Genomic DNA, 23,194 nt, shown 5'->3' with positions numbered 1-23,194 from the left:
AAACTATATTATAAATAAAGTAGAATTAATTTATGAAAAAAATAATCTTTACCGACAAAGCTCCGGCGCCGATTGGTCCGTACAATCAAGCCGTTTTGGTTGACAATACTTTGTATACTTCCGGTCAGATTGCTTTAGATCCGAAAACTATGGAATTGGTTTTAGACGATATTGAAACCGAAACCAAACAAGTAATGGAAAACATGAAAGCCGTTTTAGCAGCTGCCGATATGACTTTTGCTGATGTGGTTAAAACAACCATTTTTATTATGAATATGGGCGACTTCACTCGGATTAATGCTGTTTACGGCAGTTATTTTGACGAAGCTTTTGCTCCGGCTCGTGAAACAGTACAGGTGGCTTGCTTGCCTAAAAATGTAAATGTAGAAATTTCGATGATCGCTGTTAAATAGTTTTCAAAAACGATTGAATAAAAAAATCCTTTGTTTAGCACAAAGGATTTTTTTATTCCTTAACCTCATCCAAACCCAATAACAACAATTGAGCTGTGGCTTCATTGGTAGCCAAAGGTACATTGTGCACATCGCATATTCGGATCAACATATTGATATCAGGTTCGTGCGGATGACTTGAATTTGGGTCTTTGAAAAACAAGACCATTTTGGTTTTGCCTTCCGCCACACGAGCGGCAATTTGAGCATCACCTCCCAATGGTCCGGAAAGCATTTTTTTGACTTTAATCCCAACGGCTTCTACTTTGCTTCCGGTAGTTCCGGTGGCGATTAGTTTGATATTTTCTTTTTGAAGGATGTGTTTGTTTTTATTGATAAACTGCACCATATCGGCCTTTTTGCCATCGTGTGCTATTATAGCGATTTCCATAGAATTGAATTTAGGTAAAAATAAAAAATCCCGACGAATCGGGACTTTAAAATGATTATTTATTCAGGATGTGATAAGCAATCAATCCGTCAATCGGACGACGCAATACATTGCCCAATTTTATGCCGTAGCTGTTTAAGACTTGCTCTAATTCTTCTTTCAAATAAAACGCAATCGAACCTACAAAATGCACCGGTACTTTGGTACAATTATCGAACTGCATGATGTAATTCTCCACAAAATCAGTCATTTCCGCTTTGATGAACTTCTGACAGAACTCGGTGTCTTTGTGCTTAATTAAAAACTTGGCGAAAGTTGCTAAATACGCATTCGGATTCGGCTCTTTATACAAATTTGCTTTGATGTAATCCGGATCAACGTTGTATTCTTCTTCAAATTCTTTGGCCAAATCGGCTGGCATTTTTCCGAAGTAATAGCCGCGAATCAAATGGCGTCCGAAGCGATTTCCGGAACAATCGTCCATAGCAATATAGCCTAATGATTGCACTTTTTGGTGCAATACTTTGCCGTCAAAGTAACTGCAATTAGAACCGGTTCCTAAGATACACACTATGGCTTCTTCGTCTTTTGGCGTTGTGGCATATACAGCGGCATAAGTATCTTCGTGTACCGAAACAACAGCATTGGAAAAATACTTTTCGAATACTTTGGTTAAAAAGTTTTTCATTCTGTCGGTACCGCAACCGGCGCCGTAAAAGAAAAGATGGGTTGCTTTGTCTTTGTTGTGTTCTATATCGAATTTATCATCTAAGCGATGAATGATTTCTTCTTCGTTTAGTACTTCCGGATTTAATCCTAAAGATTGGGTAGTAAATAGCACTTTACCGTTATCGTCAATGGCTATCCAATCGGCTTTGGTAGATCCGCTGTCAACTAGTAATTTCATATTTAATTAGGAATTGCGAATTAGGAATTACGAATTTAAATAAGTTTCAAATCATAAAACTTAATTCTCTTTATTATTTCGGTTTGGTTGTTTGTTAGGTATAAAAAATCCCGTCCACAAAACTGCAGACGGGATTTCAAGTATTATAAGTTGGCAATATGTACCGATAAATCGATTAATTTGCTGGAATAACCATATTCATTGTCATACCAAGAAACCAGCTTAAAGAAAGTGGAATTCAATCCGATTCCCGCTTTAGCATCAACGATAGAAGTTCTGGCATCACCAACAAAATCTTGAGAAACCACATCGTCTTCCGTAAATCCTAATATACCTTTCATTTCGTTTTCAGAAGCTTTTTTCAATACTGCCATGATTTCATCATAAGTAGTTTCCTTAGCTAATTTTACCGTTAAGTCTACCACAGAAACATCTACTGTTGGTACACGGAAAGACATTCCTGTTAATTTGCCGTTTAAAGACGGAATTACTTTTCCTACTGCTTTAGCCGCTCCTGTTGAAGACGGAATAATGTTTACACTGGCAGCACGTCCGCCTCTCCAATCTTTACGAGAAGGTCCATCGGCAGTCATTTGCGTAGAAGTTGTGGCGTGAACAGTAGTCATTAACCCTTCTACAATTCCGAAATTATCGTTGATTACTTTGGCTAAAGGCGCCAAACAATTGGTAGTACAAGAAGCGTTAGATACAACAGTGTCAGTCGGTTTTACTTCGTGGTGGTTCACACCCATAACAAACATAGGAGCATCGGCTGAAGGAGCAGAAATCACTACTTTTTTAGCACCGCCGGCTATGTGCGCTTGGGCAGTTTCCAAAGTAGTGAAAAAACCGGTACATTCGGCCACTACATCCACATCAACGGAAGCATCATCCCATTGGATTAATTTCGGATCTCTCTCGGCAGTTACGCGGATGAATTTATCGTTTACATACAACTTTCCGTCTTTTACTTCCACTTTACCGTTGAAACGACCGTGAACTGAATCGTATTTTAATAAATAAGCCAAATGATCTACATCTAATAAATCGTTGATGGCTACTACTTCTACATTATCTCTGTTAAAAGTTTCTCTGAAAACAATTCTTCCAATTCTTCCGAAACCGTTAATTCCTAATTTTACTTTTGACATTTTATCTGTATTTCTGATTAAATTATAATTGATATTGATTTTTGCTATTGGTTAAGTTGACATGATATCGGATACTCTCAACAATTCTCTGTCAATTTCCGAATGACCTTTGATGGCCTGTTCTAATGGAGTTAAAGCCACTTTATCAGCGATTAAACCTACCATAAAATTGGTTTTTCCTTCTAATAAAGATTCCACTGCTTTTACGCCTAAACGCGACGCTAAAACGCGGTCAAAACAAGAAGGCGCACCACCGCGTTGCATGTGTCCTAAAACGGAAACACGAACGTCGTATTCCGGCAGATTGGCTTCTACGTAGTCTTTTAATTCAAATACGTTTTTACCAATTTTATCGCCTTCAGCAATTACCACTATGCTCGACGATTTTCCGGAAGCTTTGCTTTTCTTAAGGGATTCCAACAAACGTTCTAATCCCAAATCTTCTTCAGGAATCAAAATTTCTTCTGCTCCTGCACCGATTCCGGCATTCAAAGCAATATGACCCGCATCGCGTCCCATTACTTCTACAAAAAACAAACGGTTATGTGAACTGGCGGTATCTCTGATTTTATCGATTACTTCAACTACTGTATTTAAGGCAGTATCATAACCCAAAGTATGGCTGGTTCCGAAGATATCATTATCAATGGTACCCGGAATACCCATTACCGGAAAGTCGAATTCATTATTGAACACTTCCGCTCCGGTAAAAGAACCGTCTCCACCGATAACCACCAAAGCATCTACTCCGGCATTTTTTAAATTTTGATAGGCTTTTTGACGACCTTCCTGTGTCATGAATTCTTTAGAACGCGCCGATTTCAAAATAGTCCCGCCTTTGTTTACAATATTGTTTACACTACGCGGACCCATTTCTTTAAAATCGCCTTCAATCATTCCTTGGTATCCTCTGTAAATTCCGATACATTCCACATTGTGGTAAGCACAAGTTCTTACTACAGATCGGATAGCGGCGTTCATACCGGGAGAATCACCTCCGGAAGTAAGCACCCCTATTTTTTTTATATTTTTAGACATATTTGATGTATTAAAATGTAAAATTAGCAAAGAGAGTGTAGTTTTTTACCCATATTATCAAGATATTAATAATATGACTAAAATTCAATCGTTTTCGTTGATAAGTTTTTTATTTGGGCTGTAGAAAAGAAAGTGAAAAGCTAATCTTCGGTAGGAATAGCTTCTTTGTTTGTGGAGGATTCGGGTTTCTTTTTGTCTTTTTCTTCCCCTTTTTTCGGCTTCATATTCATCCCATCCGGAAACATTTCAGAATCGTGATCGTCATGATTTTCTGTTTTAACACGGTCTAATTTAGCATTCTTGAAAATCTTGTTGATGAGTTCCTTCATAGTATCAAAATCAACCTCATAAGACATTCCAATGCCTTGGGTATATCCAATACCTTGTCCTATATAAGTGATATCATTCTCTCGGTTGAATACACGCATGTTCAATGTACCGTCTTCGTTCACACGGTATTGCACTTCCACATCACCTACTATAGCGGTTTCGGATATACCGCCAACCGGAACCCCTACTTTACCGTTAACGGTTATGCGGTCGTTGATTTTTGAGGAAACGGTTACTCCTATTCTACCATCGGTTTGTTGTCCTGTCGCTGTTCGGTCGGCCACCACATATTCAGGAGCAATTGAAATTTTATCATTGTCGCCCGAGAATATTTCTTTGAATAAGCTACTTGCTTTCTCATACAAGTTATTGGACAACTGGTTTTGGTTGACTCCTTCCTGACTCAAGAAACTACCGGTAGATAGCAAATAAAGTGCTTGTGTTTGGCGCTTGTCTTTATCGTCGAGCTGGTATTGAATTTCAGATTTTAAAGTACTGCCGACCGTAGGGAAATTAATATTGAAATCGGGTTCCGGACTGGATAAGCTTCCTTTTACACCTATCACAACTTCTACATCAACCTTTTTATTGAAAGACGGATTATCAATCAATACTGAAGGATTGGCCGTGGTATTGTAAACCGCTTCCAAATTGAGTGTAGCCGCCATCGGGTCGCCTGACCAAATAATGGAACCTCCTTTTTTTACTTCAAATTTCTTATCGATTAAACCACCGTATTTGAAATTATAAGAACCCTCTAAGGCTATAAAATCTCCAAACATTTCAAACTTACCCATCGTATTGATTCGGAACAACAAGGTTCCGTATCCTTTGCCTTTCATTCCGTGGCCGGAATCACGATCCAAAATCACTTCAATATCGGCGTCTTTTGTAATTTCAAAGTTAAAATCAAGTTCAAGTCCGTTATACTTTTTATTCTGCACCAACTTATCCTTGTTGTTCTTAATTTTTTCAGCCGGTGTTTTGAAATGAATAAAACTGTTTTCTTCTACGGATTCGGCTTCATTTATTGGAATCTTTACATCAGTTCCTTTTGCAGATTCGGCATTTACCGTAATCATTAAACTTTCGGTTGGTCCTTTTACAGTGGCCGAACCATTCATAAAAGCTTGACCGAAATAGGCCGCATCTTCATGGTCTTTTGTATCGAGTGCCAGGAGTCGATTAGAATTTACTGCCAAATCCAATTGCCAATCACCAAACTGTTTGTGTTTGATAAAACCGCTTAAACTTCCCTGAGTATCAAACTTAGTATCGGTAATGGTTGTTTCCCGGATGATAAACTTGTTCTCGGTCACGTCGACTATAGAATTGTTTACAAACTGATAATCCGTGTTCAGATACGGGATGGTTAATCCGGCTTCATTGATGAAAAGTCGGCCATTGTAATCCAAGCTGTTGATGTTACCGTCTATTCGTGCGTTTCCGGAGGCAAATCCTCGAATGTTAGTAATAACATCGCCACCGATTTTACTTAAAATTCCCAGATTAAATTTATCAAAACTCAAATCGACGTCCAACAAAGTTTGGTCATCTACAATTTCGAGTTTTCCGTCGGCTTCAAAGGAATCAAAATTTTCATTTTCCAGATTGGAAGTCAAATAAAATTTCTTGAGCGATTCATCTCCCGAGATATTCAAGTTGAGTTTTCCTAAGGCTATACCATTAACCGACAAACTGTCGATTTGCAAGGTTGATGTTGGCTGAAAAACCGTATTGGTTTGTTTGAAGTTTATATTCCCGTCCAAAATTCCGTCAAAGCGAAACTTTTCGACATCGGGTGTCACTTTATTCAGATTGACATCCTTGAAAGTGAGTTGCAAATCTTTATTGACTTTATCGGCTATCAATCCCACAAAATTGATACTCTGATTTTCGTGTGAAAGGATTAAATCTTGGAAAGAAAAATTGGTCAGTTTTTTATCGAAAACAATCTTATTTTCTTTCAAGTCATCTTTTTCATTGAGATACCAAAGATAGTCTTTGAATTGCAACTCCGATTTGGTGAAACCCACCACATTTTTGTTTTCGTTGTTGATGGTATGGTAAAAATTCAGGTTGTAAAAATCCAGTCCTTTTTTACCGCCTTTGAACTCGGTTCTGAATTGCAAAGTATCATTAGCAAAGGTATTAATCATACTGAAATCCCTGATTTTGTAGTGCTTTGTTTTGATAGAATCCATTTGAACGTAAGCGTTGTACAATGGGTTTTGGTTGTCGACTTGCAAAGTCACGTTGTCGAAAACATTCTCATAAGCGGTGACTTGCTTAGAATTAAAATCGAGGTTAAAACTCTTACTGTCGGAACCAATATTTCCTTTTAATTGGGTATTGGAAGACAACGAAATATCGGGATTAAAAATCTCAATTATCTTACTGTGAATATCAAAATTGAATTTCATGTACTGACCGGGCAAAACTTTGTTTGGTTTGTAATTAGCATAAAAACTGCCCAGTGAGTTTTCAACCATTTCTTGCACCTGATTGAACTTGTACTTACCAACCACCGCACCTTGAATTGCATCAGGTGAATTGACAATTATGGTTCTTTCTCCGGATTGATCAAAGCTCGAATTGATTTCCAACAAATCGACAAAATAGATGTCTTTTTTGTTTTGGTAGGAAGCGTTGGATAATACCAAATTCCCCTTCAAATTATCAAACGAATTCCCGGTAGCCTTTACTACGATATCGCCTTTGAAAACAGCGATTGAATCTTTAATAAAATTGAGTTTATCGAGGTTTACGTAATCAATTTTACTGTGGAAATCATAAATGTTTTCCTTGGCAGATAAATCTACTGTTCCGTTGAAATCCATGTACAGATTCGGGTCGTTTGCAATTACTTTTCCGGAAAATATGGGTTGTTTGAACTTTCCGTCCACAATAATGTTACTGTAGTTGTAGTTGTTGAATTTCAGCTTGTAAATATCGCCTACAAAGGCAGTATTCAAGTATTTTTGAGTAAACCCTTGCCCTTCTATATCCAAATCGAGACTGGCTTTACCGATAGTTTTGTCGTTTATCAAGGTTCCGATGTCAAAATTATCTAAGATAACATAGCCTTTGTATTTGGCGTTGTCGATGTTATCAATATCAGACATTTTCAAACTGGATTCTACCAATCCCAATGCGGTATTCATTACAAAATCGGCATCGATGTGTTTTTGAGTAACCTCAGCTTCGCCCGTAAATTGAAACTGTCCGAGTTTTTGTAAAGATGTTGGCAATTTTTTACCGAGTATGTTCGGCAATAACTTCGTCAAATCGTTGTAATTGGAAGAGATTTTATCAAAATCGCCTTTCATGTAAAACTCGCCCGGACTGCGCGGAAATAGGTTTTTAAAATTGACATCGCCGCGAATAATTGAGTTTTTATCGTCTCTCAAGTACAAATTAGTCGCCACAAAATTGTTCAGCGTTCCTTTGATTTTCGATTTTAAAAAGAAGGTTTTGTCCTTACCCAACTCTGCATAAAAATGACGAATATCGTTAGTGGCAATACTCGCTTTGTCTAAGGCAACATCAAAAACCACTTTGTTGTTGAAGTTACTGAAATCTTTGTTTTCACGACTGTAACTCAGCACCACTTTACCTTCCAAATACGATTCATCGGTTTTAAGTGTCAGGTTTTCCAAACTGATGTTTTTCTTGGTATACCCAAAATCGGCCGTCAAATTTTTCACCCACAAACCGCGATGGTCTTGAAACGACATTTCAGCAATTTGAGCTGTTACATTCGGTCCTTTGATTTTGAATTGCTTCAGATGAGCATTGAGCTTGGTAAAATCGGCATCTTTAGGAATCGCTCTGTTGTAATCGGTTATCGTAAAGTGAGAATTCTTCACATACACATTGGTCGAAGTCATCAAAAATTTCCCCGAACCCGGTTTGCCATCGTCAAAAGCAGCTACAAACAAATCCAGATTGGTATCTTTTTCCTTTTTATAATTTACGATGTTCAAGGTCAACTTGTCAAACCGCAAATCCCCGAATCGGAGTTTACCATCGACTAAATTCTTGAAATCTAAAATACTGGTCTTAATCCTGTCGGCATAAATCAAAGTGTCATTATGATGGTCTAACACCAAAACGGTCTTCAGTTTCACGCCGCCAAAAACGGTAATCGCTACTTCATCAATATTGATGTTGGTACCGAAATCTTCGTTGAGCTTATCGGTAGCATAATGGGCAATTTTGGTTTGCACTACCGGAAGTGAAAGCGCAATAGCCAACAAAAGCAAAAGCAAAAGCAACACGGCTAAGGTGCGCAATACAATCTTTCTGACTTTGATGAGCTTGCTATTTTTTTTATTTTTTTCCAAATGGTGTACTGACTTAGGAAAGAAAATTACCTTTGCAAAAAATCAGTACTTTTGATTTTTTGTAGGCTTGTCAAATATAAATCAAAATTTGTGCCTTTTATGCATACCGAAGAAGTTTTTATTCTGGCCATTGAAAGTTCGTGCGATGACACTGCGGCTGCGGTTTTGCGCAACAACAAAGTGTTGTCGAACGTAGTTGCCAGACAAAGCATACATGAAGAATACGGTGGTGTGATTCCGGAATTAGCTTCGCGGGCACACCAACAAAATATCGTTCCGGTGATAGACGTTGCTTTGAAAAAAGCCGGCATTACCAAAGAACAACTGTCGGCCATAGCCTTTACGCAAGGTCCGGGTTTGATGGGTTCGTTGTTGGTAGGCGGTTCTTTTGCCAAATCGTTAGCCATGGCGCTAAACATTCCGCTGATAGCCATAAACCACATGCAAGCGCACATTTTGGCACATTTTATAGACGAAGAAGGTTTTGACAAACCCGAATTTCCGTTTTTGGCGTTGACCATTTCGGGTGGACATACCCAAATTGTGCAGGTGAACGATTATTTTTCGATGGACATTATAGGCGAAACAACCGATGATGCTGTAGGCGAAGCTTTTGATAAAACCGCTAAAATATTAGGTTTACCTTATCCCGGCGGCCCGTTAATTGACCAGTTTGCGAAAGAAGGCAATCCGAAAAAATTCGCTTTTACCAAACCAAAAGTAGACGGATTGGACTTTAGTTTTTCGGGGTTGAAAACCCAAATTTTGTACTTCATTCAGAAAAATGTTCAGGCTAATCCTGATTTTGTAGAAGAAAACAAACACGATATTTGTGCTTCAGTGCAAAACATCATTATCGAGATTTTGATGGACAAGTTGAAGATGGCTGTCGCGCAAACCGGTATCAAGCAAATTGCTATTGGCGGCGGAGTTTCGGCCAATTCCGGCATTCGCAATACCTTAAAAGCTGCTGAAGGCAAATACGGTTGGAAAACTTACATTCCGAAATTTGAGTATACTACAGACAATGCCGCTATGATTGGGATTGTGGGTTATCAAAAATATTTACAGGATCAATTCACCGATTCGACTGTAGTGTCTAAAGCCCGAATTGAATTTTAAGCCATGCAACTATTTTACAATCCAAACATCAACGAAAAAGCTACTTCATTTGTATTTGACAAAGAAGAAAGCAAGCATATTGTAAAAGTCTTGCGCAAAAAAGAAGGCGACATTTTATTCGTAACCAATGGATTGGGTTTTTTATTCACCACTGAAATCACGTTGGCTTCCGACAGTAAATGCACCGTCAAAATCAACACTTTCGAACACCAAGAAGCACCGAAATACCATTTGCATTTGGCTGTCGCACCTACCAAAATGAACGAACGCTACGAATGGTTTTTAGAAAAAGCCACTGAAATAGGCATACAGGAAATCACACCCATTATTTGTGACCATTCCGAGCGAAAAGTGATTAAAACTGATCGATTTCAGAAGATTTTGGAAAGTGCTATGAAGCAATCACTGCATTATTACTTACCTAAATTAAACGACGCCATTCTTTTCAAAGACTTTCTTAAAAAAGAATTCAGCGGACAAAAATTCATTGCGCATTGTGAAACAACCGATAAAAAATCGTTGAAAAACGAATTGCAAATTCAAAAAGATGTGTTGATTTTAATTGGTCCGGAAGGTGATTTTTCTGTTAAAGAAATCCAATTGGCGCTCGAACAACATTTTATTCCTGTATCTTTGGGACAAACGCGATTACGAACCGAAACCGCAGCCATAGTGGCTTGCCATAGTGTAGTATTTAAGAATGAAGATTAACGATTTTTGATTTCAGATTTATGAAAAAAATTGGATGGCTTTTTATTTTGATAAGCTCATTGGGATTTTCTCAAGAAATAGCCTTGCTAAAGTACAATGGCGGTGGTGATTGGTATGCTAATCCAACATCGTTACCTAACTTAATCAAATTTGCCAATCAAACCATTAATACCAACATTAAATCAAAACCGGCCACAGTAGAACCCGGAAGTCCTGATATTTTTGGGTACCCATTCGTACATATGACAGGACACGGCAATGTGGTGTTTAGCGATGCAGAAATTGTGAACCTGAGAAACTATTTACTTTCCGGTGGTTTTTTACATGCCGATGACAATTATGGGATGGACCAATACATTCGCAGAGAAATCAAACGCATCTTCCCTAATCAGGATTTGGTTGAAATTCCGGCTAATCACCCCATTTTTCAAAAACCCTATGTTTTCGCTTCAGGCTTACCAAAAATTCATGAACACGACAACAAAAGACCACAAGCTTACGGCATTTTTGTTGACAATCGCCTGATTTTATTATACACCTACGAATGTGATTTAGGCGATGGTTGGGAAGATGCTGAAGTACACAACAATCCCAAGGAAGTTAGAGAAAAAGCCCTAAAAATGGGTGCTAATATTCTAAACTACATCTTTAACAATTAATCTTTTTCTTTCTTTTTTTCTTATCGGAAGTCATTATTCTTAAAAAAGAGTGATGTTCATCGATTTGTTGAAAACTTACTTTGTATTATTTTTATTTAAAAAAGTAATTCTATAAAATTGCAATAACTATTTAACCAAATTTTTATAGAATTATGAAAAAAATCTGTTTATCATTAACAGCTTTATTATTGCTGTTTTCTTGTCAAGAAGACGAAAAAAGCAATAATACCGATGCCAGAGTAGCCAAAAGAACTTGTGTTTCTCATGAAGTTTTAGAAAGACAATTACAAGAAAACCCAAGTTTGGCCATTAAAATGAATGAAATTGAGGCTTTCACTGAAAACGCAATACAACAGGGTCGTTTGGTAAACGGAAAAATTGAAATTCCGGTTGTCTTCAATGTATTGTACAGAACAGCAGCCGAGAATATCTCTGATGCCCAATTACAATCTCAAATTAACGTATTAAATGCTGACTTCAATGCTGCTAATGCCGACTTCAATCAGGTACCGGCTTTGTTTTCCGGAGTTAAGGCCAATGTTGGAATTACGTTTGTCTTAGATCAGGTAATCAGAAAATCAACAACCAAAACCTCTTGGGGAACAAGAGATGCCATGAAGAAATCTAAACAAGGCGGAATCAACCCAACTTCTCCAACAACCAAATTGAACTTTTGGGTTTGTACTATTGGCGGTGGCATCTTGGGTTATGCACAATTCCCCGGAGGCGCTTCTGCTACGGATGGTGTAGTAGTTGATTCTAAATATGTTGGAGTAACCAGTAATTCAGGTGCTTCTTATCCTTATAACTTAGGAAGAACGGCTACCCATGAAGTTGGCCACTGGTTAAACTTACGCCACATTTGGGGTGATGCCAACTGCGGAAGCGACTTAGTAGCAGATACTCCTACTCACAACACAGCCAATTACGGAGTGCCAACTTATCCTCATTACAGCACTTGTACCGGAACACCTGTTGAAATGACCATGAACTATATGGACTATACAGACGACAGAGGTATGTATATGTTTACAGCCGGACAAAAATCCAGAATTGATGCTATCTTTGTTTCAGGTGGTGCACGATTCTCCTTCGCACAGCCATAATTTTTATTTTTATAATTGGAAAAACTCGTTTGGTTATTCGTAATCGGACGAGTTTTTTTTTACTTTTAAACCAAATTAAAAATCATGGTCACTTCAAAAACAATTGCACTGGGAATCGCAAAAGGTGTCGGCATAATTGTATTAGCTGCTTTAGCCTTATACTTCTTGTATCAAATTCAGGCAGTGATTATCTATTTGGTCGTTGCCTTTATCCTAACCTTGATTGGCAATCCGATTCTTGATTTTTTAAAAAGAAGACTCAAATTCAGTCATCTTATGGCTACTGTAACTACTTTAAGCATTTTCTTGTTGATGATATTCGGATTGATCCTGATGTTTGTTCCGTTGATTGCAGATCAGGGCAACAATCTTTCGCTATTGAATACTGCTGAAATTGAAAAGAACTTATTGGAACTCATCAACAAAATCGTCGTTTTTTTAGAAAGCCACAATATTAACTCAGACCAATTTTTCAAAGAAGCCGATATCAGTTCTAAGTTGAATTTTAGTTTTATTCCTAACCTTTTTAATGCGGTAGTCGGTACAATAAGTTCTTTTGGAATAGGCGTAGTTTCGGTACTTTTTATCACTTTCTTTTTTTTGAAAGACAGGGTTGCTTTCATCGTGAATGCCAAAAAATTAATTCCTGACGCCCAAGAGGAAAAAATATTGAACTCTTTTGATAAGATTTACACTTTATTATCACGCTATTTTATCGGGTTGTTAATTCAGCTCTCCATAGTCTTTGTTTTATACCTGATTGTATTATTAATTTTTGGGGTGCAAAATGCTGTAGTGATTGCTTTCCTATGCGCCATTTTAAACATTGTTCCTTATATCGGCCCTTTGATTGCTTCGGTAGTAGCGGCCATATTGACCATGTTAGGCAATTTGGGCAGTGACTTTCAAACCCAAATACTGCCACTGACCATTTATGTAATGATTGGCTTTTGGATTGTACAATTGATAGACAACAACGTCACCTCGCCTATCATTTTTTCAAAAAGTGTAAGCTCTCATCCGCTGGAAATCTTTTTGATAGTATTGATTGTAGGCTACCTTTTTGGCATCATCGGAATGATAATCGCTATTCCGTTTTACACCATACTGAAGGTTTTTGGGAAAGAGTTTTATCCCGAAAATAAAATCATCCAATTGCTCACCAAAGACATTTAGCATGGATCATTCCATACTGTCAAAAGTCGTCCAAGACTTTATAAACCGAAATATTACGACTAATGTTAGTGCATTGGCTTTACAGAAAAACCCAATGACAGAGGTCAATTGGACGCTGGTTTTACAACAAATTGCAGCCAAACAAAAGGCTGAGCATAAGTTGCCCACATGGTTTCAAACGCCAAATATTTATTATCCGAGCAAAGTTTCTGTAGAACAAACCTCATCCGAAAAAACAGCCCAATACAAGTCGGGTTTGGTTTCGGGCAAAACATTAATTGACCTAAGTGGTGGTTTTGGTGTTGATGATTTTTACTTTGCCCAACAACTCAAACAAGTGATCCATTGTGAAATTGATGAATCACTCTCTGAAATAGTTCGTTATAACTTTGAGCAACTGAAAGCAAGCAATATCAATTGCATTCCGGGTGATAGTGAAGTCACTCTGAACCAACTGCAAGCTCAATTTGATTGGATTTACATTGATCCTTCTCGAAGAAATGAAGCCAAAGGCAAGGTTTTTATGTTGAAAGATTGCCTACCGAATGTACCGGAAAAATTAGATTACTATTTTGGTTTCACTGCAAACTTAATGATAAAAACCGCTCCAATACTCGATATTACAGCAGGCTTAAGTGAGTTAAGAAACGTAAAAGCCATCCACATTGTGGCTTTGGAAAACGAAGTCAAAGAACTCGTGTGGATTATAGAAAAAGACTGGGTAAAAAGTCCTGAAATTGTTACCGTTAATTTGACCAAAAAACGAACCGAAACCTTTAGTTTTGAATGGAATTCGACTGCAATAGCCGATTATGGAGAGCCATACAAATACTTGTATGAACCCAACGCCGCCATCATGAAATCGGGTGGATTTGATTGGATTTCAGCCCGGTTTAAGATAAAAAAACTTCATCCGCATTCTCATTTATACACATCGGATACTTTGATTGATTTTCCGGGAAGAGTGTTTGCAGTAGATCAAGTTCTGGCTTATCAAAAATCAGATATGAAAATTTTAGTAGGTCAAAAAGCGAATATCTCGGCAAGAAATTTTCCCGATAGTGTAGAAAACATTCGCAAAAAATGGAAAATCAAAGACGGTGGTGATAGTTATAGTTTTTTTACTACCGATATAAATAACCGCAAAATAGTTTTACTTTGCAGCAAATTATAACCTAAATATGAAAAGACTATTCATTGCGATACTATTACTTTTAAATTTTATAGCTTTTGCCCAAAAACCCTGTGAGATAGACCAAAACTTAACCGATAGTTTAGGAACCTTCAAATCCACCAAAGCTTATGTTATTTTTGAACGAAGTTTTGCCGGTAATTCGACCAATATCTTTTTTTCGCTCACCAATAACAATGGTATTTTGGGATTAGAAGTTCAATTTCTGCTAAGAAGTCAAGACTTTATCAAAGCGGCTTGCTTTGATAATAACTCTAAAATTCACCTGCAATTGAGTAATGGTAAAATTGTAACTTTGCTTCACATCGGTGATGAAACTTGCGGTACACTTTTAGTAGGTCAAGACAATGTAAACAATCGTGTTATGACCGGGCGTTTTGTATTTGCCAAAGAAAATTTTGAAGATTTAAAAACTTCACCGGTAACCTTTATGCGGATTAAATTTGCAGGAGAAACGCTGGATTATCCATTCAGAACTGAACTTATTGCAGAAATAGACAAAGTAAAATACGAGCCTGAAAACTACTTTATCAATTATTTGAAATGCTTGGAGAATTAATCTTCACAACGCCATTTTAAATTAGAAACCTCATCGGTCGCACTGTTATCCAAATTATAATGCCACCATTCCGAATCGAAAGATGTGAAGTTGTATTGCAGCATTATGGTTTTTAACAATTGTCGATTGGCTAAAATTTCCGGAGAGAGGTTGGTATAGTTGTGTCCGGCTTCGGGACCGAAAAAATCAAAACCGGTACCCATATTTAATTCCACTCCCAAGGAATCTACCAAAGTAATATCAACCGCACCGCCTTTATTGTGAATGGAACCTTTCTTTGGATTGGCTACATAAGTGGGATTGGGTACAATTTTCCACATTTTTTTTTGGATGGCTAATGGTCTGTAACAATCGTACAATTTAATTCGGTAACCTTTTACTATAAATGCTTTATTGGCTTGCAACAACGACTTTATGGTTTTAACCCTGAGAAAACATTCGTCGCAAGGATAGACTTGTTCTTTGAGAAAATTATCCGCTGTGGCATATTTCATATCGAAGACAAAATCATGACTGTAGTTTTTCAGATTTACAAAAGCATTGTCGTCTTTCTCCAGATTGATATCGAGTAATACCGCTGATTTTTTCGAGCTTAAATAAGACGATTTACAGGAAACCAAAAACACAACCGACAGCAGTATAATAAGTTTCTTCATAGTTAAATTTCATCGCTGGTAAACGTGGTAAAACTTCTTTTTTTGTAAGGCCGTACAATTAATCTGCCTTCACGGTCAAAACGAATGTAATTGTACACCCAATTCATAAAAACAACCGCTTTATTTTTAAAACCGATTAAAGAGAACAAGTGGACAAACATCCAAACAAACCAAGCGAAAATTCCGTTAAAATGGTATTTGGGTAAATCTACTACAGCCAAGTTTCTTCCTATAGTTGCCATCGAACCTTTATCGTGGTATTGAAAAGGTGTCATGATTCGACCACCAATCAATTTGATTAAATTATCGCCTAAAAGTTGGCCTTGCTGAATGGCCGGCTGAGCCATCATGGGGTGTCCTTGCGGATAGTCGGGCGTTTCCATCAGTGCGATATCACCTATGGCAAAAATGTCTTCATATCCTTTAACTTGGTTGAATTCGTTCACCCTGATGCGTTCAACTTTATCCAGTAAAGCCTCTGCTTTTAAACCTCTAATGGCTGCGCCTTGCACTCCGGCGGTCCAAATTACGGTAGCAGTTTCAAAAGTTACATCGGAATTGGTAGTAACCGTTCGCCCGTCGTAATTAGTCACGCGCAAATTTTTCCAAACTTTCACGCCTAAACCGGTTAAAAAGGCTTCGGAAGCGGCTGACGATTTTTCGCTCATCGTGTTCAAAATCCGGTCGCCACTTTGAATCAGATTGATTTCCATTTTGGAGATGTCCAAATCCGGGTAATCTTTTTGCAATATGGCTTTTTTCATTTCGGCTAAAGCACCTGCTAATTCAACACCGGTTGGTCCTGCCCCAACTAAGACAAAGTTCATTAACAAACTCTTTTCGCTTTCTTCCCTTTGCAAAACCGCTTGCTCGAAATTCTCCAAAATCAAACTGCGAATATTTAACGATTGCGGAATTGTCTTCATCGACATGGCGTTGCGCTCAATTTCCTTATTCCCGAAATAATTGGTTTTAGAACCGGTGGCGATTACCAAATAATCATAATGTAAATCGCCTATCTCCGAAATGACTTTCTTTTCTTGGGTATCAATTTCTTTGATGGCTGTTAACCTGAAATAAAAATCAGGGTATTCTTGAATTACTTTTCGGATGGGATAAGCAATCGACCCTGCTTCTAAACCTCCTGTTGCCACTTGATACAACAAGGGCTGAAAGGTGTGGTAATTGTGCTTGTCTAATAAAACAACCTGAACGTTTTTGTTTCTTAATTTCTTGGCCAAAGCAATACCGGCAAAACCGCCACCAATAATTACCACTCGGGGTTTATTTGAAGCTGGTATATTCATAAGTTAGTCTTCATTTGAAAAAGCCACATCGCCTTTCCAATTCATAAAACCACCATCAAGATTATAGGTGTTTTCAAATCCCATTTGATTCATAATCTGACAAGCTTGTGCACTACGTCCTCCGGCTTTACAATATACATAGTATTTTTTGGATTTGTCTAATTCGTCTACGGCATAAATAAAACCTTGTCCTTTGTAAATATCTATATTGATAGCTTTGGGAATATAACCTTCACTGCATTCTTCAGCAGTTCTGACATCTAAAATAACCGCATCCGGATCTCTTTCCAATTGCGCTTTCCAATCTTGTTGTGATAAATTGATCATAGTATTTTTATTAACTTAACAAATATAGCGCATTTCTCTGTTGGGCAAAACCATTTAAAACCCTATTCTACTCGGTTTTTTTAAAAATTAACAAAAAAATAACAAAACATTTGTATATACAAATAAAAATGTTTTTACATTTGTATCTACAAATATTGTAATAGTAATTATGAAGATCGAAGAAGTCATAAAATCAAATGTAGCGTTGAAAGATGCCAAAAAGGTGATTTTAAACATCATTTACACACAAAACGTGTTAAGTGACAAATTCAACGAAATTCTCAAGCCATACGACTTATCAAGCGAACAATACAATGTATTGCGCATATTGAGAGGACAAAAAGGCAATCCGGCCAATATGTGTATCATCCAAGAACGTATGTTGGCTAAAAACAGTAACACTACTCGATTGATTGACAAACTATTGTTGAAAGACTTAGTAACTCGAGAAGTTTGTCCGGATAACCGTCGTAAAATTGAAGTCTTAATCACCCAAAAAGGCTTGGATGTTTTAACAATGCTCGATCCAAAAGTGGATGAACACGAACAGCAATTTGCCAACAACCTAACCGAGGAAGAGCTAAACCTTTTGAATAGCTTATTAGAAAAATACAGAACATTAATTTAATTCCATATTGCTATGAGTAACTTTATAAAAAATGCCAATTGGCGCTATGCCACCAAAAAATTTGATGCCACTAAAAAAGTATCGGATACCGATTTACAAACCTTAAAAGATGCTATTCGATTGAGCGCTTCCTCTTACGGCTTGCAACCTTACCAAGTTATTTTGGTTGAGAATCCTGAATTGAGAGCCCAATTGCAACCGGCTGCTTGGGGACAAGCGCAAATTGTTGATGCTTCTCATGTTTTGGTATTTGCTAATGTTACCAATATTGGAGATGCTGAAATCGATGCTTACTTAAACAACATGGCTGAAACCAGAGGCTTACCATTAGATGCTTTGCAAGGATATGGCGACTTTATGAAATCAAAAATCAGTTCGCTATCGGCTGAACAAAAAAACACCTGGACTTCCAAGCAAACCTACCTTGCCTTGGGCAACTTGTTGAATGCAGCAGCCGAGTTAAACATCGACGTAACGCCTATGGAAGGTTTTGAACCGGAAAAAGTAAATGAGATTTTAGGGCTTAATGAAAAAGGCTTAAACGCCAGTCTAATTGCAACCATTGGTTACCGTCACGCAGAAGATGCCACCCAAAACTACGCTAAAGTGCGTAAATCAGAACAAGAATTATTTATCAATTTATAATCAATAACTAAAAATTACTTACAATGAAAAATTTAAAAACTATGGCTCTTGCCTTATTCGTAGCTTTCGGAGTTTCAACAGCTACAGCTCAAAACAAAAAAATCAACGTTGAAAAAAGTACCATCAATTGGGTTGGTAAAAAAGTAACCGGTGAACACAGCGGAACCATTAATTTCCAAGAAGGTATGTTGATTTTTAAAGGTCAAAAAGTAGCCGGAGGTAACTTTACGGTAGACATGACTTCTATCAACACAACTGATTTAACCGGAGAATGGAAAGCTAAATTAGACGGACACCTAAAAGCTGATGATTTCTTTGGAACTGACAAATTCAAAACAGCGACTTTGAAATTCACAAAAATTGCTGACAAAGGAAACGGAGTATACGGAATTACAGCCGATTTAACCATCAAAGGCATCACCAAACCGGTTACCTTCGACTTAAACGTTAAAGGAAATAATGCTACTGCTACAGTAGTAGTAGATCGCGCTAAATACGATATCAAATACGGCTCTAAAAGTTTCTTCGAAGGTTTAGGAGACAAAACCATCTACGATGAATTCGAATTAAAGGTTAGCTTACAATTTTAATTCAGGGAAACATTGTTATGAAATAAAAACCTCGAAAGTAAGTTTCGAGGTTTTTTTATGTCTAAAATTATCCCATCTTTGCTTTAATTGATGTATCGAACATGAAAGAGATTGTTGTTATTGATAATTACGATAGCTTTACTTACAATTTGGTTCATTATTTAGAAGGCTTGGGAGCTCATGTTACCACTTATCGAAATAATGAATTTGAAATTGAAGATTTAAAATCATTTGATAAAATCCTTTTATCGCCTGGTCCGGGCATCCCCAAAGAGGCCGGATTACTTAATACTGTTATTGAACATTACTGCACTTCCAAAAGTATTTTAGGGATTTGTTTGGGTATGCAAGCTATTGGAGAAGTCTTTGGCGGAAGGTTGAACAATCTGGATAAAGTATATCACGGCGTAGCAACAAAAATAACACAAACCACAACCAACGAAAACCTATTCAACTCGCTGCCCACATCATTTTACGTTGGCAGATACCATTCATGGGTAGTGAGTAACACAAATTTTCCTGAATCATTAGAGATTACCGCATTAGATGAAAACGGCGAAATTATGGCACTAAGACATCGCATTTATGCAGTTAAAGGTGTGCAATTCCATCCGGAAAGCATTTTGACACCTGAAGGTAAAACCATTTTAAAAAACTGGTTAGAAGAATAAAAAAACAAATACAATCTATTAAATTGAAAATTAACACATTAAAGTAATTGATTTAATATTTAACTTTAAATTAAAACTTCAAGTTCCTTTCCAAAAACCACAACAGAGTAAAACACCTTTTTAAGTTTCGTGCTGAAGCCAAAAATCTTGGGTTTTTAATAATCAAAGCTAAAAAAACAGTTAAATCAACATCGATTTAAAGCTGTATTATTTATATGAGATTTAACTTTATATAATTAAAATCAAAATCCTGAAAAACAATTTATTAAATTTCAATAATAGATTTTAACTATACCGAATCCCTTCAAACCGAAAAGCACCTCAAAAAACCGCTAACCACTTAGTTATCAACATTTTTGCGTAATTTCAAAAGAAATCCCTAAATTTGATAAACATCAAGCAAAACATCCAACTCAAAACTATACAAAAATGGGACTTTTCAATAATCACGAGAAAAAAGTTATCGCAGAACTTTGCAAAAAAAGCGAAGACATCAGTAATGACATCAGCAAAGAGATTAATGAATTGCTGGATGATTTAAAAACCGAGTATGAAGAAAACAAAATAGTTTTGAAAGAGTTCAATGATTTTGTCAATGAGCTCGAAAACAAACTTTCCCCACAAGACCTAGAAAAATTGCACTCGTTCTCTACCCGATTATACAAAGTTAAACGCTGTGCTAAAAAAGGCGTGGAAGCCATGAGAGAATTGGCCAGAGATCAACGTAAAGCCGCTAATGAAACGCTTAGAGAATACCAAGAATACTTGTATTTGTAGCTATCGGGTAAAAACTAAAGTATTCCCTTTACTCAAATTAACATCAAAAGCATAGCCTTCGTAATTAAATCCTTTTAAATCATCTATGGTCTCAGCATTGGTATCAATAATGTAGCGAACCATCAACCCTCTGGCTTTTTTAGCAAAAAAACTAATCATTTTGAGCTTACCATCTTTGTAATCTTTAAACTCAGGGGTAATTACGGGCACTTTTAAGGCTTTAGCATCAACAGCGCTAAAGTATTCGTTACTGGCTAAATTGAGAAACAACTCGTCGTTTTGCAATTCGTCGTTTAAAGCTTTGGTGATGGTTTTCTTCCAAAACTCATACAGGTTTTTGTTTTTACCTATCGGCATGGCCGTACCCATTTCCAAACGATAAGCCTGCATTAAATCGAGTGGTCTAAGCAAACCGTAAAGCCCTGATAAAATTCGGAGTTTATCTTGTAATACAGACAGTTTCTCTGCAGGCAAGCTATAAACATCCAATCCGGTATAAACATCTCCGTCAAAAGCAAAAACAGCCGGCCTTGCATTTTCAGGCGTAAAAGGAAGTTGCCAATCCTGATTGCGCTGCCAATTGAGTTCAGCTAATTTTTCGGATATATCCATTAAAACCGATAATTGACTTGGCTTTTTCTTCTTCAAAGTATTTTGAATAGTTGCCGCTTGTTTTAAAAACTGCGCTTCAGTATAAGTGTCAATAGGCAAAGTTTTGTCGAAATTTAACGATTTGGCCGGTGAGATAACAATTTTCATTGCAAGTGTTTTTAAGAATTCCAAAAATACAAATTAGACCTCTAAATCCGACGGTAAAAAAAATGAATACTTTCGATAGTAATATCAATAGAATTGATATTATCAAAATGTTAATCTGTTAGGCTTAGACTATTGAAAACAGTACATTGCTGACTCAAAAAAAGGTATGCGAAAAACGTTAATCTTACTTAGTATTTTTTTTCTTGTCTCCTGCAAAACAAAAAAAGGGGCGACAGAAACTGCAATCACCGAAAAAAGAACCGCTGTTGTTTTGAAGCCGGAAGAAGTTGATAATGCCAAAAAATCTCGAGCTTACGACTTAGGCAAAAGAGTATTAGAGGCTTGTAACACATCCAGATTCAAGGCATTTACTCCTACCGAAGCAACACCAAAAGTAATCGCTAATGCTACTGCTGAAAAAATCTCGGCCACTTGTCGTAAAATCATATTGAGAAATGGAAAATTTATAGGTTTAAATCTAATAGAAGTAATTTATAATGAAGTAGATAATGAATATTTATTCAGGTATGACATTAAATATGAAAAGACTCTTTTTAAACGGGAACTAAGGGTTACGATTAATTCAGAAAACAAAGTCTCTGCTCTATCTACAAAAGAAATAAAAACCAAACCGCTGTAAACCTTTTGTTGTTTTCGGCTATTTATCGTAAATTAACCCAATCATCTACACCTAAAAAATCATCTTATGAATTCATTGTGGGAAAAAATCATCATTGAAACCATACTAAAAAAACCACGCAAAAAGAGAGGCAAAACCAAGAGCTATTCCAAGTACGAATTAGCCAAAGGCTATCGTGAATTCATTATACTAGCCAAAAGAAATTCTAAAGATTTTATATTGATTACTTTAGGGATTTTTTCCGCTTCTTTTGGATTCAAAGGCTTTCTACTCACCAACCACTTCATAGACGGTGGCGCTACCGGTATTTCATTATTAATTTCAATTCTAACCAAAACACCATTGTACTTACTTATTATTGGGGTAAATTTACCATTTGTGATAATGGGATACCGAGTCATGGGCAAAGCTTTTGCCATTAAAACTGCTTTAGCTATTTCAGGATTAGCTGTTTGTTTGGCCACTGTAACTTTTCCCAATGTTACCAACGACAATCTTTTGGTTGCCGTTTTTGGCGGCTTTTTTCTTGGTGCAGGCATTGGTTTATCAGTAAGAGGTGGTGCCGTTATTGATGGTACCGAAGTATTGGCCATCTACTTGAGTAGAAAGTTTGGGACTACTATAGGTGACATTATTATTATCATCAATATTCTTATCTTCTCTGCTGCAGCTTATTTTTTAGGGATTGAAGTCGCATTATACTCAATGATAACTTACCTGGCAGCTTCCAAGACATTGGATTTTATTGTTGAAGGTATCGATGAATATATCGGAGTAACAATCGTTTCCTCCAAAAGCAACGAAATTCGACAAATGATTATTGAAGTGATGGGCCGGGGAGTTACAGTTTACAGTGGCAAACGTGGTTATGGCAAACGTGGAGAAACTAAAGAAACCGAAATCATTTATACCGTAATCACTCGTCTGGAATTGAACAAACTCAATACTGAAATTGAAAAAATCGAACCCGATGCTTTTGTGGTAATGAACAGCATCAAGGACACTAAAGGAGGAATGATTAAAAAAAGACCTTTAAAGCATTAGAAAAGCAAAA

Annotated in this window: 24 protein-coding genes; 15 read left to right on the top strand and 9 right to left on the bottom strand. The window is 37.0% G+C overall.

From position 1 onward, the window contains the following. Positions 1 to 32: 32 nt before the first annotated feature. Complete coding sequence (locus tag ACJG85_RS07540; protein WP_412463736.1) at positions 33 to 413, top strand: RidA family protein; 381 nt, start codon at positions 33 to 35, stop codon at positions 411 to 413. 52 nt (positions 414 to 465) lie between these two features. Here the strand turns inward: ACJG85_RS07540 and ACJG85_RS07535 are convergent, their stop codons facing one another. The 5 genes from ACJG85_RS07535 to ACJG85_RS07515 form a co-directional block, all read right to left on the bottom strand. Continuing rightward, entirely contained in the window at positions 466 to 843 is a 378-nt protein-coding gene (locus ACJG85_RS07535; protein WP_412476050.1) for a methylglyoxal synthase, read from the bottom strand. A 55-nt stretch (positions 844 to 898) separates the two neighbouring features. Continuing rightward, positions 899 to 1,750, bottom strand: coding sequence for a BadF/BadG/BcrA/BcrD ATPase family protein (locus tag ACJG85_RS07530; RefSeq protein ID WP_409677377.1), 852 nt, complete (start codon positions 1,748 to 1,750; stop codon positions 899 to 901). A gap of 143 nt (positions 1,751 to 1,893) precedes the next feature. Then, a complete protein-coding gene (gap, locus tag ACJG85_RS07525) occupies positions 1,894 to 2,901 on the bottom strand; it encodes a type I glyceraldehyde-3-phosphate dehydrogenase (protein WP_409677379.1) in 1,008 nt (335 codons plus the stop codon). A 51-nt stretch (positions 2,902 to 2,952) separates the two neighbouring features. Next, positions 2,953 to 3,939 (bottom strand): 6-phosphofructokinase, encoded by a 987-nt coding sequence (pfkA, locus tag ACJG85_RS07520; protein WP_409677381.1) that lies wholly within the window; start codon positions 3,937 to 3,939, stop codon positions 2,953 to 2,955. A gap of 140 nt (positions 3,940 to 4,079) precedes the next feature. Beyond that, complete coding sequence (locus ACJG85_RS07515; RefSeq protein ID WP_412476049.1) at positions 4,080 to 8,615, bottom strand: translocation/assembly module TamB domain-containing protein; 4,536 nt, start codon at positions 8,613 to 8,615, stop codon at positions 4,080 to 4,082. Positions 8,616 to 8,714: 99 nt separating this feature from the next. Between ACJG85_RS07515 and tsaD the strand changes: the two genes are divergently transcribed. From tsaD to ACJG85_RS07480, 7 genes are all read left to right on the top strand, one after another. After that, entirely contained in the window at positions 8,715 to 9,737 is a 1,023-nt protein-coding gene (gene tsaD, locus ACJG85_RS07510; protein ID WP_412463733.1) for a tRNA (adenosine(37)-N6)-threonylcarbamoyltransferase complex transferase subunit TsaD, read from the top strand. Between the two features lie 3 nt (positions 9,738 to 9,740). Next, a complete protein-coding gene (locus ACJG85_RS07505; protein ID WP_412476048.1) occupies positions 9,741 to 10,448 on the top strand; it encodes a 16S rRNA (uracil(1498)-N(3))-methyltransferase in 708 nt (235 codons plus the stop codon). 20 nt (positions 10,449 to 10,468) lie between these two features. Beyond that, positions 10,469 to 11,107 (top strand): DUF4159 domain-containing protein, encoded by a 639-nt coding sequence (locus ACJG85_RS07500; RefSeq protein WP_412476047.1) that lies wholly within the window; start codon positions 10,469 to 10,471, stop codon positions 11,105 to 11,107. A gap of 152 nt (positions 11,108 to 11,259) precedes the next feature. Beyond that, complete coding sequence (locus ACJG85_RS07495) at positions 11,260 to 12,213, top strand: zinc metalloprotease (protein WP_409677391.1); 954 nt, start codon at positions 11,260 to 11,262, stop codon at positions 12,211 to 12,213. An 84-nt stretch (positions 12,214 to 12,297) separates the two neighbouring features. Then, on the top strand, positions 12,298 to 13,389 hold the full coding sequence (locus ACJG85_RS07490) for an AI-2E family transporter (RefSeq protein WP_412463730.1): 1,092 nt from the start codon (positions 12,298 to 12,300) through the stop codon (positions 13,387 to 13,389). A gap of 1 nt (position 13,390) precedes the next feature. After that, positions 13,391 to 14,563 (top strand): class I SAM-dependent methyltransferase, encoded by a 1,173-nt coding sequence (locus tag ACJG85_RS07485; protein WP_412476046.1) that lies wholly within the window; start codon positions 13,391 to 13,393, stop codon positions 14,561 to 14,563. Between the two features lie 7 nt (positions 14,564 to 14,570). Next, the gene (locus tag ACJG85_RS07480; RefSeq protein ID WP_412476045.1) at positions 14,571 to 15,140 is read left to right on the top strand and encodes a hypothetical protein; all 570 of its coding nucleotides are present in this window, start codon (positions 14,571 to 14,573) and stop codon (positions 15,138 to 15,140) included. Here the strand turns inward: ACJG85_RS07480 and ACJG85_RS07475 are convergent. Genes ACJG85_RS07475 through ACJG85_RS07465 form a run of 3 tightly spaced genes read right to left on the bottom strand, consistent with a single transcriptional unit; the run spans position 15,137 to position 17,430 of the window. Then, positions 15,137 to 15,796, bottom strand: coding sequence for a M15 family metallopeptidase (locus ACJG85_RS07475; RefSeq protein WP_409677399.1), 660 nt, complete (start codon positions 15,794 to 15,796; stop codon positions 15,137 to 15,139). The genes ACJG85_RS07480 and ACJG85_RS07475 overlap by 4 nt on opposite strands. A 2-nt stretch (positions 15,797 to 15,798) precedes the next feature. Beyond that, entirely contained in the window at positions 15,799 to 17,103 is a 1,305-nt protein-coding gene (locus ACJG85_RS07470; RefSeq protein WP_412476044.1) for an NAD(P)/FAD-dependent oxidoreductase, read from the bottom strand. A gap of 3 nt (positions 17,104 to 17,106) precedes the next feature. After that, a complete protein-coding gene (locus ACJG85_RS07465) occupies positions 17,107 to 17,430 on the bottom strand; it encodes a rhodanese-like domain-containing protein (RefSeq protein WP_409677403.1) in 324 nt (107 codons plus the stop codon). Between the two features lie 169 nt (positions 17,431 to 17,599). On the opposite strand from ACJG85_RS07465, the gene ACJG85_RS07460 reads away from it, so the two are divergent. The 5 genes from ACJG85_RS07460 to ACJG85_RS07440 all read left to right on the top strand — a co-directional run bounded on the left by ACJG85_RS07460 (position 17,600) and on the right by ACJG85_RS07440 (position 20,741). Beyond that, positions 17,600 to 18,058 carry a MarR family winged helix-turn-helix transcriptional regulator gene (locus ACJG85_RS07460; RefSeq protein ID WP_409677405.1) on the top strand — a complete coding sequence of 153 codons (459 nt, stop codon included), beginning with the start codon at positions 17,600 to 17,602 and terminating at the stop codon, positions 18,056 to 18,058. 12 nt (positions 18,059 to 18,070) lie between these two features. Further along, complete coding sequence (locus ACJG85_RS07455; RefSeq protein WP_409677407.1) at positions 18,071 to 18,703, top strand: NAD(P)H-dependent oxidoreductase; 633 nt, start codon at positions 18,071 to 18,073, stop codon at positions 18,701 to 18,703. A 23-nt stretch (positions 18,704 to 18,726) separates the two neighbouring features. Then, the gene (locus tag ACJG85_RS07450; protein ID WP_409677409.1) at positions 18,727 to 19,293 is read left to right on the top strand and encodes a YceI family protein; all 567 of its coding nucleotides are present in this window, start codon (positions 18,727 to 18,729) and stop codon (positions 19,291 to 19,293) included. A gap of 101 nt (positions 19,294 to 19,394) precedes the next feature. Beyond that, complete coding sequence (locus ACJG85_RS07445) at positions 19,395 to 19,964, top strand: anthranilate synthase component II (protein ID WP_412476043.1); 570 nt, start codon at positions 19,395 to 19,397, stop codon at positions 19,962 to 19,964. A gap of 429 nt (positions 19,965 to 20,393) precedes the next feature. Beyond that, entirely contained in the window at positions 20,394 to 20,741 is a 348-nt protein-coding gene (locus ACJG85_RS07440) for a hypothetical protein (protein WP_409677413.1), read from the top strand. On the opposite strand, the gene yaaA is transcribed toward ACJG85_RS07440, so the two are convergent. Continuing rightward, positions 20,742 to 21,500 (bottom strand): peroxide stress protein YaaA, encoded by a 759-nt coding sequence (gene yaaA / locus ACJG85_RS07435; RefSeq protein ID WP_412476042.1) that lies wholly within the window; start codon positions 21,498 to 21,500, stop codon positions 20,742 to 20,744. It lies immediately after the preceding gene. A gap of 166 nt (positions 21,501 to 21,666) precedes the next feature. Between yaaA and ACJG85_RS07430 the strand changes: the two genes are divergently transcribed. Beyond that, positions 21,667 to 22,140 (top strand): hypothetical protein, encoded by a 474-nt coding sequence (locus ACJG85_RS07430; protein ID WP_409677417.1) that lies wholly within the window; start codon positions 21,667 to 21,669, stop codon positions 22,138 to 22,140. A gap of 66 nt (positions 22,141 to 22,206) precedes the next feature. Then, positions 22,207 to 23,184: a YitT family protein gene (locus tag ACJG85_RS07425; RefSeq protein WP_412476041.1), complete on the top strand. Its 978-nt coding sequence runs from the start codon at positions 22,207 to 22,209 to the stop codon at positions 23,182 to 23,184. Positions 23,185 to 23,194 lie beyond the last annotated feature (10 nt).

It is taken from the genome of Flavobacterium mekongense, from assembly GCF_047038255.1.
GTDB classification, from domain to species: Bacteria; Bacteroidota; Bacteroidia; order Flavobacteriales; family Flavobacteriaceae; genus Flavobacterium; species Flavobacterium mekongense.
Note: the sequence above shows the minus strand (reverse complement) of the source record. Positions and strands in the feature narration are given on the sequence as shown.

Coding starts and splice junctions, on each gene's coding strand:
- ACJG85_RS07490 (WP_412463730.1), top strand. CDS start 12,298: ATGGTCACTTCAAAAACAATTGCACTGGGAATCGCAAAAGGTGTCGGC.
- ACJG85_RS07450 (WP_409677409.1), top strand. CDS start 18,727: ATGAAAAATTTAAAAACTATGGCTCTTGCCTTATTCGTAGCTTTCGGA.
- tsaD (WP_412463733.1), top strand. CDS start 8,715: ATGCATACCGAAGAAGTTTTTATTCTGGCCATTGAAAGTTCGTGCGAT.
- gap (WP_409677379.1), bottom strand. CDS start 2,901: ATGTCAAAAGTAAAATTAGGAATTAACGGTTTCGGAAGAATTGGAAGA.
- ACJG85_RS07440 (WP_409677413.1), top strand. CDS start 20,394: ATGGGACTTTTCAATAATCACGAGAAAAAAGTTATCGCAGAACTTTGC.
- pfkA (WP_409677381.1), bottom strand. CDS start 3,939: ATGTCTAAAAATATAAAAAAAATAGGGGTGCTTACTTCCGGAGGTGAT.
- ACJG85_RS07445 (WP_412476043.1), top strand. CDS start 19,395: ATGAAAGAGATTGTTGTTATTGATAATTACGATAGCTTTACTTACAAT.
- ACJG85_RS07465 (WP_409677403.1), bottom strand. CDS start 17,430: ATGATCAATTTATCACAACAAGATTGGAAAGCGCAATTGGAAAGAGAT.
- ACJG85_RS07505 (WP_412476048.1), top strand. CDS start 9,741: ATGCAACTATTTTACAATCCAAACATCAACGAAAAAGCTACTTCATTT.
- ACJG85_RS07485 (WP_412476046.1), top strand. CDS start 13,391: ATGGATCATTCCATACTGTCAAAAGTCGTCCAAGACTTTATAAACCGA.
- ACJG85_RS07530 (WP_409677377.1), bottom strand. CDS start 1,750: ATGAAATTACTAGTTGACAGCGGATCTACCAAAGCCGATTGGATAGCC.
- ACJG85_RS07500 (WP_412476047.1), top strand. CDS start 10,469: ATGAAAAAAATTGGATGGCTTTTTATTTTGATAAGCTCATTGGGATTT.
- ACJG85_RS07430 (WP_409677417.1), top strand. CDS start 21,667: ATGCGAAAAACGTTAATCTTACTTAGTATTTTTTTTCTTGTCTCCTGC.
- ACJG85_RS07460 (WP_409677405.1), top strand. CDS start 17,600: ATGAAGATCGAAGAAGTCATAAAATCAAATGTAGCGTTGAAAGATGCC.
- ACJG85_RS07470 (WP_412476044.1), bottom strand. CDS start 17,103: ATGAATATACCAGCTTCAAATAAACCCCGAGTGGTAATTATTGGTGGC.
- ACJG85_RS07480 (WP_412476045.1), top strand. CDS start 14,571: ATGAAAAGACTATTCATTGCGATACTATTACTTTTAAATTTTATAGCT.
- ACJG85_RS07475 (WP_409677399.1), bottom strand. CDS start 15,796: ATGAAGAAACTTATTATACTGCTGTCGGTTGTGTTTTTGGTTTCCTGT.
- ACJG85_RS07535 (WP_412476050.1), bottom strand. CDS start 843: ATGGAAATCGCTATAATAGCACACGATGGCAAAAAGGCCGATATGGTG.
- ACJG85_RS07495 (WP_409677391.1), top strand. CDS start 11,260: ATGAAAAAAATCTGTTTATCATTAACAGCTTTATTATTGCTGTTTTCT.
- ACJG85_RS07540 (WP_412463736.1), top strand. CDS start 33: ATGAAAAAAATAATCTTTACCGACAAAGCTCCGGCGCCGATTGGTCCG.
- yaaA (WP_412476042.1), bottom strand. CDS start 21,500: ATGAAAATTGTTATCTCACCGGCCAAATCGTTAAATTTCGACAAAACT.
- ACJG85_RS07425 (WP_412476041.1), top strand. CDS start 22,207: ATGAATTCATTGTGGGAAAAAATCATCATTGAAACCATACTAAAAAAA.
- ACJG85_RS07455 (WP_409677407.1), top strand. CDS start 18,071: ATGAGTAACTTTATAAAAAATGCCAATTGGCGCTATGCCACCAAAAAA.